This window comes from Citricoccus sp. NR2, assembly GCF_027594385.1.
In the GTDB taxonomy this organism is placed as follows: Bacteria; Actinomycetota; Actinomycetes; order Actinomycetales; family Micrococcaceae; genus CmP2.
On record NZ_CP115154.1, the window covers coordinates 1,865,140 to 1,876,527 of the forward strand.

The 11,388-nt window shown below is 66.4% G+C and carries 13 protein-coding genes; 8 read left to right on the plus strand and 5 right to left on the minus strand.

Annotated elements, in window-relative coordinates:
- Window positions 1-20: 20 nt before the first annotated feature.
- On the plus strand, window positions 21-1,154 hold the full coding sequence (gene dapC, locus O1A05_RS08840; protein ID WP_270104852.1) for a succinyldiaminopimelate transaminase: 1,134 nt from the start codon (window positions 21-23) through the stop codon (window positions 1,152-1,154).
- A gap of 157 nt (window positions 1,155-1,311) precedes the next feature.
- On the plus strand, window positions 1,312-2,595 hold the full coding sequence (locus O1A05_RS08845; RefSeq protein WP_270104853.1) for a citrate synthase: 1,284 nt from the start codon (window positions 1,312-1,314) through the stop codon (window positions 2,593-2,595).
- A gap of 79 nt (window positions 2,596-2,674) precedes the next feature.
- Here the strand turns inward: O1A05_RS08845 and dapD are convergent, their stop codons facing one another.
- Window positions 2,675-3,646, minus strand: coding sequence for a 2,3,4,5-tetrahydropyridine-2,6-dicarboxylate N-succinyltransferase (gene dapD, locus O1A05_RS08850; protein ID WP_270104854.1), 972 nt, complete (start codon window positions 3,644-3,646; stop codon window positions 2,675-2,677).
- A 44-nt stretch (window positions 3,647-3,690) separates the two neighbouring features.
- Here dapD and dapE point away from each other — a divergent pair, with 44 nt between their 5' ends.
- Window positions 3,691-4,824: a succinyl-diaminopimelate desuccinylase gene (gene dapE, locus O1A05_RS08855; RefSeq protein WP_270104855.1), complete on the plus strand. Its 1,134-nt coding sequence runs from the start codon at window positions 3,691-3,693 to the stop codon at window positions 4,822-4,824.
- A gap of 7 nt (window positions 4,825-4,831) precedes the next feature.
- On the opposite strand, the gene O1A05_RS08860 is transcribed toward dapE, so the two are convergent.
- Entirely contained in the window at window positions 4,832-5,746 is a 915-nt protein-coding gene (locus O1A05_RS08860) for a transporter substrate-binding domain-containing protein (protein WP_270104856.1), read from the minus strand.
- Window positions 5,747-5,785: 39 nt separating this feature from the next.
- Here O1A05_RS08860 and O1A05_RS08865 point away from each other — a divergent pair, with 39 nt between their 5' ends.
- The 3 genes from O1A05_RS08865 to O1A05_RS08875 are packed head-to-tail and all read left to right on the plus strand — an operon-like array spanning window position 5,786 to window position 7,128.
- Window positions 5,786-6,562 carry a TIGR00730 family Rossman fold protein gene (locus tag O1A05_RS08865; protein WP_270104857.1) on the plus strand — a complete coding sequence of 259 codons (777 nt, stop codon included), beginning with the start codon at window positions 5,786-5,788 and terminating at the stop codon, window positions 6,560-6,562.
- 12 nt (window positions 6,563-6,574) lie between these two features.
- Window positions 6,575-6,901, plus strand: coding sequence for a DivIVA domain-containing protein (locus O1A05_RS08870; protein WP_270104858.1), 327 nt, complete (start codon window positions 6,575-6,577; stop codon window positions 6,899-6,901).
- Window positions 6,902-6,954: 53 nt separating this feature from the next.
- Window positions 6,955-7,128, plus strand: a complete 174-nt coding sequence (locus O1A05_RS08875; RefSeq protein ID WP_270104859.1) for a DUF3117 domain-containing protein — start codon at window positions 6,955-6,957, stop codon at window positions 7,126-7,128.
- Between the two features lie 7 nt (window positions 7,129-7,135).
- Here the strand turns inward: O1A05_RS08875 and O1A05_RS08880 are convergent, their stop codons facing one another.
- On the minus strand, window positions 7,136-7,792 hold the full coding sequence (locus O1A05_RS08880) for an O-methyltransferase (protein WP_270104860.1): 657 nt from the start codon (window positions 7,790-7,792) through the stop codon (window positions 7,136-7,138).
- 186 nt (window positions 7,793-7,978) lie between these two features.
- On the opposite strand from O1A05_RS08880, the gene O1A05_RS08885 reads away from it, so the two are divergent.
- Both O1A05_RS08885 and O1A05_RS08890 read left to right on the plus strand, forming a co-directional pair.
- A complete protein-coding gene (locus O1A05_RS08885) occupies window positions 7,979-9,088 on the plus strand; it encodes a zf-HC2 domain-containing protein (protein WP_270104861.1) in 1,110 nt (369 codons plus the stop codon).
- A gap of 44 nt (window positions 9,089-9,132) precedes the next feature.
- A complete protein-coding gene (locus tag O1A05_RS08890) occupies window positions 9,133-9,618 on the plus strand; it encodes a twin-arginine translocase TatA/TatE family subunit (RefSeq protein WP_270104862.1) in 486 nt (161 codons plus the stop codon).
- Here the strand turns inward: O1A05_RS08890 and O1A05_RS08895 are convergent.
- Entirely contained in the window at window positions 9,615-10,751 is a 1,137-nt protein-coding gene (locus O1A05_RS08895) for an Mrp/NBP35 family ATP-binding protein (RefSeq protein WP_270104864.1), read from the minus strand. The genes O1A05_RS08890 and O1A05_RS08895 overlap by 4 nt on opposite strands.
- Before the next feature lie 13 nt (window positions 10,752-10,764).
- A complete protein-coding gene (locus O1A05_RS08900) occupies window positions 10,765-11,367 on the minus strand; it encodes a DUF1003 domain-containing protein (RefSeq protein WP_270107538.1) in 603 nt (200 codons plus the stop codon).
- Between the last annotated feature and the right edge of the window lie 21 nt (window positions 11,368-11,388).

An 11,388-nucleotide genomic window follows, 5' to 3' on the forward strand; every position in this document is an offset into this window, starting at 1 on the left:
CCCGACGAAAGGCGGCGAGCATGCTCACCCTTCCCGAATATCCCTGGGAGCAGCTGGCGCCCTACCGAGCCCGCGCTGCCGAACACCCCGACGGGGTGGCAGACCTGTCTATCGGTACCCCCGTCGATCCGACGCCCGAGCTGATCCAGCACGCCCTGCGCGAGAGCACCGACGCCCACGGTTACCCCACCACCGCCGGCACAGCGCAACTGCGCGAAGCCATTGCCAGCTGGTACGTCCGACGACGCAGCGCACAGATCACCCCCGCCCAGGTCATCCCCTCCATCGGCTCCAAAGAATTCATCGCCTGGCTACCCCTGCTCATGGGACTGGGCCCGGGCGACGTCGTGGTGCGACCCGAAGTGGCCTACCCGACCTATGACATCGGCGCCCAACTGGTGGGCGCGACCCCCGTGGCGGCCGACTCCCTGAGCGAACTCGACACCGACACCCGCTCCAGGGTGAAACTGGTCTGGACGAACTCCCCGGCCAACCCCACCGGCCGCGTCGATACCGCGGACCAGGTTCGTGAAAAAATTGCGGAAGCACGCGCCATCGGAGCAGTGCTGGCCGGCGACGAATGCTACGCGGAACTGGGTTGGGACCAGTGGGAACCCGGCGTGCCCAGCGTGCTGGACCCTGCCGTCAACGGAGGGGACACCACCGGGCTGCTCTCGGTCTACTCACTGTCCAAGCAGTCCAACCTGGCCGGGTACCGTGCGGCTTTTGCCGCCGGCGACGAGCAGATCATCACCACGCTGATCAACAGCCGCAAGCACGCGGGCATGATCGTGCCCGCGCCCATCCAGTCGGCCATGGTGGCGGCGTTGAATGACGACGCCCACGTCCAGGAACAAAAAGATCGCTACCGCATCCGCCGCGGGCAGCTGCTGGCCGCCCTCACCGAGTCCGGGTTGCATGTGGACCATTCCGAGGCCGGGCTCTACCTGTGGACCCGGACCGTCGCATCCGCCGGGCGCGCAGCGACCGCGGAAGACACCTGGAACTTGGTCCAGCGATTCGCCGATGCCGGCATTGTGGTGGGCCCGGGCGTCTTCTACGGTGAAGCTGGAAACGGTTATGTGAGGGTCGCGATCACCGCAACCGACGACGCCGTCGCCCAGGCCGTCTCTCGGATCCGTCGCGGTATCTGAAACACCGGCGCCCGCCCAGCGACGATGACTCCACGTGACGTGCGTCGCACTTCCTTGAACGGGCGAAACCTGCCGGATATTGGTAGGTTAGAGTCGAACCGATAATGTGTGTGGCGCCACAGCATGCCGTTGTGGCCGATCTTCTCGAGGGAGCACTATGACTGAGAATACCTCCGGAACTCTGTCTGTTGATGGGCATGATGTCGAACTGATCCGCGAGACCTCCACGGTGGGCAATGAAGGGTTGAACATCGGCCCGCTGCTCAAAGAGACCGGAGTGGTCACTTACGACCCCGGCTTCATGAACACTGCGAACACCAAGTCCGCGATCACCTACATCGACGGCGCCGAAGGTATCCTCCGCTATCGCGGCTATCCGATCGAGCAGCTGGCCGAGCACTCCTCGTTCCTCGAGGTCGCCTATCTGCTCATTTACGGCGAGCTACCCACCGACGGCCAGCTCAACGACTGGGACCAGAACATCCGGTCCCATACCATGCTTCACGAAGACCTGAAGAGTTTCTTCTCCGGCTTCCCCCGCGACGCCCACCCGATGCCGGTGCTGTCTTCCGCGGTGTCCGCACTGTCGACCTTCTACGCCGACTCCCTGGACCCCTTCAACGAGGAACAGGTCCACATCTCGACCATCCGCCTGATGTCGAAGCTGCCGGTCATCGCTGCGTACGCGTTCAAGAAGTCGCTGGGCCAGCCGATGCTCTACCCGGACAACTCACTGAACCTCACCGAGAACTTCTTGCGCCTGTGCTTCGGCGTACCGGCAGAGGCCTACGAGCTCGACGACGATGTCGTCAAGGCCCTGGATCGCCTGCTGATCCTCCACGCCGACCACGAGCAGAACTGCTCCACCTCGACCGTGCGCCTGGTCGGCTCCTCGCACGCGAACATGTTCGCCTCCATCTCCGCAGGCATTAATGCGCTTTACGGCCCGCTGCACGGTGGCGCCAACGAGGCTGTGTTGAACATGCTGCGCCAGATCCAGACCGAGGGCCTGGAGCCTGAAACGTTCATGGACAAGGTGAAGAACAAGGAAGACGGCGTGAAGCTGATGGGCTTCGGGCATCGCGTGTACAAGAACTATGACCCGCGCGCCCGCATCGCCAAGGCTGCTGCCGATGAGATTCTAGGTAAGGTCAAGGGCGGCGACGAACTGCTCGATATCGCCATGCGCCTGGAAGAGCGCGCTCTGGCCGATGAGTACTTCATCGAGCGTAAGCTGTACCCGAATGTCGACTTCTACACCGGCCTGATCTACAAGGCCATGGGCTTCCCGGAGAAGATGTTCACCGTGCTCTTCGCCCTGGGCCGCCTGCCCGGCTGGATCGCCCAATGGCGCGAGATGATCGAGGACAAGTCCACGAAGATCGGCCGTCCGCGCCAGGTCTACACCGGAGAGGTCCAGCGCGACTACCCCGGCATCTGAATTTCTCCTTAACGACGGCGGGTCCAGCACCTTTTCAGGTGCTGGACCCGCAGTCGTTTTGGCGGTGACTCGTTGGTGACTAGTTCTTGTGCAGCTCCGCGTTCAGCTCCACCTTCTGGCCCGCGCGCGCCAGCGCTTCCACCTGACCGGAGACCGAATTGCGGCGGAACAGCAGGCCGGAGACGCCCGACAGCTCCACAGCTTTGACGACCCGGTCCTCACCCTCGGCGCGCACGGCCACACGGGTGCCCGCGGTGACGTAGAGACCAGCCTCGACGACGCAGTCATCGCCCAGGGAGATGCCGATACCGGAGTTCGCGCCCAGCAACACCCGCTCGCCAATGACGATGCGCTGCGTGCCACCGCCGGAGAGAGTGCCCATGATGGAGGCGCCACCGCCGACATCGGAGCCGTCGCCGACGATGACGCCAGCTGAAATCCGGCCCTCGACCATCGAGCTGCCCAGGGTGCCGGCGTTGAAGTTCACGAAGCCCTCGTGCATCACGGTGGTGCCGGCGGCGAGGTGGGCGCCCAGGCGTACGCGGCTGGCGTCACCGATGCGCACACCGGCGGGCACCACGTAGTCGGTCATTCGGGGGAACTTGTCCACCGCGTTGACCACCACGGGTCCGCGGGCGGCCAGGCGGGCGCGGGTCAGCTCGAAGCCCTCGACCTCACACGGACCGAAGTTCGTCCACACCACATTGGTCAGCAGACCGAACACACCGTCCAGGTTGATGGTGTTCGGGCGCACCAGGCGGTGCGAGAGCAGGTGCAGGCGTAGCCAGGCGTCCTCGGCGCTGGTGGGCGCCGCGGTCAGATCCGCCTCAATGGTGACCACACGCTGGGTGGTGCCGCGGGCGTCGTCGCTCTGGGCGGCGGCTTCCAGGGCCGAACTCACCTGGTCGGATTCGGCCAACTCGGCGGCGGAGGCCAGCTGCGGGGCCGGGAACCAGGTGTCCAGCACGGTGCCGGCGGCGGTGACGGTCGCCAGGCCGATGCCTGCGGCGACGGTGGGGGAAAGATTCTGGAGATTTGACTCGTTAGACATGGTCCTCATTATGGCAGTCAGGACGGGCGGATACACTGATCTGCATGACTGCGACGCCCCCGCCGACCCCCGTGACCCTGAACCTCGACGACGATGTGGCCGGCCTCACCGGGCAGCTCATCGACATCTACTCGGTATCGGACTCCGAAACCCCGTTGGCCGACGCCGTCGAGGTTCAACTTCGGTCCCTGCCGAAGCTCACGGTGACCCGGATCGGTGACACCGTGGTGGCCCGCACCGAGTTCAAACGCGACACCCGGGTGGTGTTGGCCGGGCACCTCGACACGGTGCCGCTGCCCACCGTAGAGGGCGCCCGCGCCCAGGTGCCCGGCGTCTGGGACGGCGAGACGCTCTACGGCCGCGGAGCGGTCGACATGAAGGGCGGGGTGGCCGTGCAGCTGGTGCTGGCCCGCCTCATCGGCGCTGCTGAGTCCCCGGAGATCGACCGCGACGTCACCTGGGTGTTCTACGACCATGAAGAGGTCGCCTCCGAAGCCTCCGGGCTGGGACGGGTGGCCCGCGAGGCACCCGAACTGCTCGAGGCCGACTTTGCGGTGCTGCTGGAACCGACCAACGGGGTGGTCGAAGGCGGCTGCAACGGCACCTGCCGGTACGAGATCACCTTCGACGGGGTCGCCGCCCACTCCGGGCGCGCCTGGAAGGGTGTCAACGCCATCCACCAAGCCGCCGCGTTGCTGGACGCGCTCGCGCAGTATGAGCCCGCCACGATCAGCGTGCAGGGCCTGGACTACCGTGAAGGCCTCAACGCGGTGCGCATCCGCGGGGGAGTGGCCGGCAATGTCATCCCTGACACCTGCGTGATGGAGGTCAACTACCGCTTCGCCCCCGACAAGACCCTCGACGAGGCACACCAGCACGTCCGCGAGGTGCTGGCCGGGGCCGGCGTCGACTGGGACCAGGTGCGCATTACCGACGCCTCCTCGGCCGCCCGGCCGGGGCTGGATCATCCGGCGGCGGTGGAGTTTGTCAACGCGGTGGGCGGCGAGCCGCTACCCAAGTACGGGTGGACGGATGTGGCTCGGTTCTCCGAACTGGGCGTGCCTGCGGTGAACTTCGGCCCCGGCGACGCGCTGCTGGCCCACACCGACCACGAACACGTCGACGCCGAAGCGGTGCGCGTCTGCCTTCAGGCGCTACGTCGTTGGTTGCTGGGCTAAGAACCGCTCAGCAGGGGGAGGTCGCGTCGGAGAGCTCCGCGGCCGCAGACTCGGAGGTTTCCGTGGTCGCGGCGTTCGACAGCAGCGATGCCATCCGATCCGGGTCGGAGAGTATCCCGAACATGGACTGACATACGGTCTCCTGGCCGCCGGCGAGTACCTGATAGGTGACGGCCGGCGGGGTGGACTCGTCGAGATCATCCCATTCGAGCACCTCCACCTGGCCAGAGAACCGCGGATCCACGGCGAGCCCGGCCAGTTGCACCCGGTCCGACAGCACAGCTTGCACCCGCCCGGAGGTCAACGCCAGGGCACACTCGGACGCACTGGGCTGCTCCAGGATGTCGGGCTCACCCGATTCATCCAGCTCTAGCAGCGAACGGTCCGCCCCAGCGGGCACGCATAGCGCAGTACCGTCCAGATCCTCGAGGTCAGCCACCGGTTCCCAGGACCCGTCACCGGGCAAGGAATCGGCGTCTTCGGCCGGCACGAGCAGCGCCGGAACGGTCTGCAGATACGGGCCCACCGCGGTGACGCCGTCGCGTGAGCCAACGTTGCTCACCGGTCCGTGCACCAGCGCCAGGTCGATCTCGTCGTCGGCCAGGAGCTGCCCGGATTGTTCGGCGCTGATCGGCACCCATTCGACGGCGGTGCCCGGTAGCTCTGTGGTCAGCGCGGTCACCAGATCCACGTCCAGACCCGAGGGCGACGTCGCATCCACGCCCGCGGCCAGTCCGGGAGAGTCCAGCTGCACGCCCACCCGCAGGGTCGATTCTGCGGTGGGTTCCGCGCTCGGGGCGGGCTGCTCGGCGTCGGGTTCCGCTGCCCCGCACGCGCTGAGCGCCAGGGCGGCGACGGTGAATACCGCACCGGTCATCAGGCGGCGCGGGGCGGGGGACAGGGTGTTTCCGGAAGGCTGCATCACCGGACAGTATCTCACCTGCACCGCTATGCTCGGTATATGGACGACGCCGTAGACCGCACCCCCGACGACTGCGACACCCGCGGTCCCCAGACCCGGCGCGGCCGCCATCGCGGCGCCCCGAGCTTCGACCGGCTGCTGTTGGATTCCCGGCCCGTCGGCCCCGAACGGGCGCGCCAGGGCATTCACAGCACCACCACTGATGCCTGGCGGGTGCTGCGCATGCAGGGCGAACTAGTGGAGGGCTTCGGCACCCTGGCCGAACTGGGGCCCGCCGTCGCCGTCTTTGGTTCGGCGCGGGTTTCCCCGGATTCACCCACGTACGCCCTGGCCCGCGAGGTCGGTTCCCGTCTGGTTGAGGCCGGCTATGCGGTGATCACCGGGGGCGGTCCCGGGGTGATGGAGGCATCCAATCGGGGTGCGAAAGACGCCGATGGCGAATCGGTGGGTCTGGGCATTGAGCTGCCGCACGAACAGGGGCTCAACCAGTGGGTCGACCTGGGCATCGACTTCCGCTATTTCTTCGTGCGCAAGGTTATGTTCGTCAAATACTCCCAGGGGTTCATCGTGCTGCCCGGCGGGTTGGGCACCCTGGATGAGCTGTTCGAAGCGCTCACGCTGATCCAGACCCGCAAGATCACCCGCTTCCCGGTGGTCCTCGTCGACTCCGGCTTCTGGGCGCCGCTGATGGACTGGATCACCGACACCCTGGTGGCCCGCGGCATGATCTCGTCCGAGGACGTCGAGCTGCTCTGCGTGGTGGACACCGCCGAAGAGGCCGTGGCCCGACTCGTCTCCATGAACGAACCCTCGTGAGACAATAAACCTATGGGGACCAGCCTGTTCATTATTGAGATCCTGCTGATCGGCGTGTTGCTGATCGCGGCCATCGCCGTCGTGGTGGTGGCCGGTACCGGGTTCGCCCGGCCCCTGTCCGACCCGGTTGAGACCCTGCCCGCTGTGACTTTGCCGAACGAGCCGCGCTCCGAGGACGTCGCCCGGGTACGCTTTTCGCTCGGCTTCCGAGGCTACCGTGCGGACCAGGTGGACGAGGTCCTCGACCGGCTCACCCGGCAGCTGGCCCGCTCTGAAGCCGAGATCGACGAGCTACGCAGCGCCTCAACTGTTACCGTCGCCGAGCGGAATCCGGAATAATAGGTGCAGGACTTTTCACGAAACACCGTCCAACTACGAAGGGAACAGTACCCATGGCAGCCATGAAGCCCCGCACCGGTGACGGCCCGATGGAAGTGACCAAAGAAGGCCGTAGCCTCATCATGCGTGTTCCGATCGACGGCGGTGGACGTCTCGTGGTGGAAATCAACGCCGAAGAGGCGCAGGCGCTCAAGGAGTGCCTGGTGGGGGTCACCGAAGAGGCCTGAGCCTGGCTCAGGCGCGGGTGGCCAGCAACACTCCGGTGCCGGCGGTGACCAGCGATGACTGAGCCCAGGTCTCGTGGTCGTCGCGCAGAGTGCGTTCCACCGCGCGAGCGGTGATCGTGGAGGCCTCGCGGACCGCAGGCCGTGGCACGCGGTCCCCATCGAGGGCGTCATTAATGATCAGCAAGCCGCCGGGTCGCAGAATGCGCCCGGCTTCTTGTACGTGGAACTCCAACACCGCAATGTCGGCGTCGATAAACATCAGATCGTAGCTGGACGTCGACAACCGGGGGAGTACCGTGCGTCCGCGCCCGGTGATCATCCGTGTGCGTGACAACGGGTGGCCGGCCTCGGCGAACGCCTCACGGGCGGCACGCTGGGCCTCGGCGTCGGGATCCAGAGTGGTCAGTACCGCTCCCTTTCCGGCGCCGTTCATCAGTGCCAGCCCGGACACGCCCGCACCGGTGCCCAGTTCCACCAGGGTGCGCGGGCGCGTGGTGGCCGAGAGCACGCTGAGCAATGCGGCGGTCCCCTCGGTGACGGCGGTGATCCCCAGTTCGGCCGAGCGCTCTCGGGCGCGCAGCATGACCTCGGCTTCTTCCGGGCGCGATTCCGCGAACGCCCAGCTGGCATGCTTATCCGTCTGGTGGGGGCTCAGGGCCTTCATTCCGGCGTGTCATCCTTCGGTGAGGGGCTCGATGATTCTGCCACCCTAGTCTACGGTGCGTGGCGTGCTGCACAGCTTGCCTCCAGTCTTCTTTCAGATTGTGGAGGCAGACTGAGGACCACGAGCGAGCACTTGACGAGGCACACGAAGGACGGACGCACTCCAAGCCCATGCAGGACATCACGGATGAGTACCACGCAACGTAGCCGGAGGCCGCATCCCCGGTCTCGGTTCGACTCGTATCTCGAAAATTCTTTGACCCCCGGCTCGCGCCGCAGGGTCCAGCGCCATGTGGCCGAATGTCACGAATGCGCCGAAGAAATCTCTCAGCGCGCCGCGGCCCTGCGCTATAGCCGGCAGGCCCAGCAGTCTCACATCATCCCGGTGCGCCAGTCCGCTACCTCCGGTCCTGCTCCCGAAGCGGTGTTGCGTCCCGGCTCCGGGATCGCCGGCTGGAAAGTCGTCATCGGGCTCGTGTTGGTCTGCACCGTGGCAGTGGCCATGCTGTTGTTCGCTTGGGTGGCCGGTGGGCGCGGTAGCGTTTCCCTGTCGGTCGGGTCGCCGTCGTTATTGCCCCAAGAGCTTTCCGCCACGGGGTCGGACGCGCGGCTGGAAGATCGTCCCCTCATCACGCCCACGTTGACGGCCGGTACGCCGTCGTCGACGACTTCTTCGAGTGCTTCGGGTACTTCCGAATCCTCCGCTTCGTCGTCGGCCTCATCCGATGATGCACAATGGCCGATGGTCTCCACCGCCGGATCGACCCAGGGGGCAGATCTCACCGCCTCGGGCACCGACGTACCCGTCTCTGCACTGTCGCAGTTGCGCGGCTACGGCTGGAACATCCCCGGGCTAGCTGATTTCGGCATGTCCATGCAGTCGGCCTCGGTGCTCTCCGGCGAGAACTGGGCGGAAATCTCCACCCAGATGCGCCGCGGCTCAGGTGACGACGAAATCGTGACCGTGGTGCGCGAATGCCGCCAGGTTGAGGACGACCAGGTGACCGGTTGCCCCGTGGAAGAAGAACATTCCGGGCCAGTGACCACCATCGACATCGGCCCCGACACCAGCATCGAAGTCCAAACCTTTGCCGACGACACCTGGACGGCCCGACTGAACTCCGAGCACGCCTCCTACCAGGTGGACTCGTCCAGCCCCGTGGAAAACGCGGCGGCCATGATGTCGGCTCTACGGATGTCCGAGCAGTCCCGCATTAAGGGCGGCACGCTGCCGGACTCGGCCATGGACCGCCTGCAGCGCGGATTCCAAGAGATTATTCCTGGGCTGGGACAATGACCTTTCACAGCTGAGACCTGGTTGAGCCGGTAAGCTAACGTACTGTGAACATCTTCGGAATCAACGGCGGCGAGCTGATCGTATTGATCGTGCTCGCCTTGCTGTTGCTGGGTCCCGAGAAGATCCCGGAATACACCCGGGCCCTCGGCGACTGGGTGCGTAAACTGCGCCGGATGGCCGAGGGCGCGAAACAGCAGTTCAAAGAGGAAACCGGCACCGACTTCGACGAGGTCGACTGGCAACGCTACGACCCCCGTCAATACGACCCGCGGCGGATTATCCGCGACGCCCTGGCCGAACCACTGGACGACCTGAAACAGGTGGCTGGGGTCACGGGCACCGACCGGACCACGCTACGCCAGGACCTCAAACAACTCGACCCTCGCGAGGCGTTCCGTTCCTCCTCGACCGACTCCACCCAAGACGCTGCCCCAGCGGCGTCTCCGGAAACGGATGATCCCACTCACGACGTCGAGGCAACCGAGCCGGAAGAAACCCGCCCGGCACCGTTCGACGACGAGGCGACCTAATCGCGCGGAGATACCGGCAGTCGGCGACCGGCCAGTCCGCGGCCGCGACTGGCCAGAGCAGTGACCACCTGATCCAGCGCCGTGGCCGCCGGGGAGTCCGGATGCGCCAGCATGGTGGGCTCTCCAGCGTCGCCGTCGGCACGCAACACCGGATCCAGCGGCACCGAACCCAGCAGCGACACCGGAGTCTCCAAGGCTTCGGTGAGGCGTTCTGAGACCTGTTGGCCACCGCCGGAGCCGAAGAGATCCAGCACCGTGCCGTCGGGCAGCGTCATCGCCGCCATATTCTCGATGACCCCGGCCACTGGCTGCTGGGTCTGGGTGCTCAGCTGTCCGGCGCGTGCGGCCACCTGGGCGGCGGCGTGCTGCGGGGTGGTGACCACCAATAGTTCAGCTGACGGCAGCAGCTGTGCTGCGGAGATGGCGATGTCGCCGGTGCCCGGGGGCAGATCGATGAACAGCAGGTCCAGGTCTCCCCAGTAGACATCGGTCACGAACTGCTCCAGGGCCCGGTGCAGCATCGGTCCGCGCCACGCCACCGGCTGGTCGGTGTCGAGGAACATGCCAATGGAGATCACCTTGATTCCGTGGGCTACCGGGGGCAGGATCATCCCTTCCATCCGGGTGGGGGCCTGGTCCACCCCGAGCAGGCCCGGAATAGAGAACCCGTGAATATCGGCGTCGATGAGGCCCACGGAGTAGCCGCGGGCGGCGAACCCGGCGGCCAGGTTGGCGGTGACCGTGGATTTGCCCACCCCGCCCTTGCCAGAGGCGACCGCGAAGATTCGGGTGAGGGTCTCGGGACCGAACGGATTGGCCGGGCGGCCGGCGGTGAGCTGGTCTTTGAGGGCGGCACGCTGTTCGGGTGTCATCACGGTCAGGTCGACGTCGACCCGGGCCACCCCGTCAAGCCCGTCCAGCGCGGCGGCGACGTCGTCGTGAATGGTGCCGCGCAGCGGGCAACCGGCCACGGTGAGCCGAATCTGCACGCGTAGCACGGTGCCCTCGTCGGTGTCGGTGACGGTGACGTCGCCCAGCATGCCCAGCTCGGTGATGGGGCGGCGAAGCTCGGGGTCGATGACGCCGGCCAGACGTGTGCGCGCCTGGGCTGTGACATCGGATGCGTCGGTCACGCAATCCCTCCGCTCAGTGGTCTCGTTTTCCGGCCCGCTCGGCGATCTGCTCGTCGGTGAGACGCGCCAGGGTATCGGTGGTCGTGTCGGGCTCCGGCACGGTGTCGCGCTGCTGTTGGCGCAGTTCCTGCAGCAGTGAGTCGCGCAGGTCATCAGTGAGATCCTCGACCACGCTGCGCAGTTCGGAGCGCACAAAATCACGCGTGGCGGTGTCTTGAACGGCCAGGCGCAGCCCGGCGATCTCCCGGGTGAGGTATTCGGTGTCGGCCAGATTCCGCTCGGCCCGGTCGCGATCCTCGCGCAGCGACACCCGGTCGCGGTCGTCCTGCCGGTTCTGGGCGAGCAACAGCAAGGGCGCGGCATAGGAAGCCTGCAGGGAGAGCATCAGGGTGAGCGCGGTGAATCCGAGCGCGGCCGAGTCGAAGCGCCAGTCCTCGGGGGCCCAGGTGTTCCACCCCAGCCAGAGCACACAAAACAGCGACATCCACAGCAAGAACTGCGGGGTGCCCATGAACCGGGCGATGCCCTCGGTCCATTGCCCGAAGGCGTCTGGGTTGGGGCCCCGCAGCGAAATGCGGCGGCCGCGGGTACCCAGGGGCTTGTCCAGGTCACGAATACGGCGCTGGCCGGCGGGCTC

What these genes read in the sequence shown, in the direction of transcription:
- O1A05_RS08875 (WP_270104859.1), top strand. Translation starts at nt 6,955, where the DNA reads ATGGCAGCCATGAAGCCCCGCACCGGTGACGGCCCGATGGAAGTGACC.
- O1A05_RS08885 (WP_270104861.1), top strand. Translation starts at nt 7,979, where the DNA reads ATGAGTACCACGCAACGTAGCCGGAGGCCGCATCCCCGGTCTCGGTTC.
- dapC (WP_270104852.1), top strand. Translation starts at nt 21, where the DNA reads ATGCTCACCCTTCCCGAATATCCCTGGGAGCAGCTGGCGCCCTACCGA.
- O1A05_RS08865 (WP_270104857.1), top strand. Translation starts at nt 5,786, where the DNA reads ATGGACGACGCCGTAGACCGCACCCCCGACGACTGCGACACCCGCGGT.
- O1A05_RS08880 (WP_270104860.1), bottom strand. Translation starts at nt 7,792, where the DNA reads ATGAAGGCCCTGAGCCCCCACCAGACGGATAAGCATGCCAGCTGGGCG.
- O1A05_RS08845 (WP_270104853.1), top strand. Translation starts at nt 1,312, where the DNA reads ATGACTGAGAATACCTCCGGAACTCTGTCTGTTGATGGGCATGATGTC.
- O1A05_RS08860 (WP_270104856.1), bottom strand. Translation starts at nt 5,746, where the DNA reads ATGCAGCCTTCCGGAAACACCCTGTCCCCCGCCCCGCGCCGCCTGATG.
- O1A05_RS08870 (WP_270104858.1), top strand. Translation starts at nt 6,575, where the DNA reads ATGGGGACCAGCCTGTTCATTATTGAGATCCTGCTGATCGGCGTGTTG.
- dapD (WP_270104854.1), bottom strand. Translation starts at nt 3,646, where the DNA reads ATGTCTAACGAGTCAAATCTCCAGAATCTTTCCCCCACCGTCGCCGCA.
- dapE (WP_270104855.1), top strand. Translation starts at nt 3,691, where the DNA reads ATGACTGCGACGCCCCCGCCGACCCCCGTGACCCTGAACCTCGACGAC.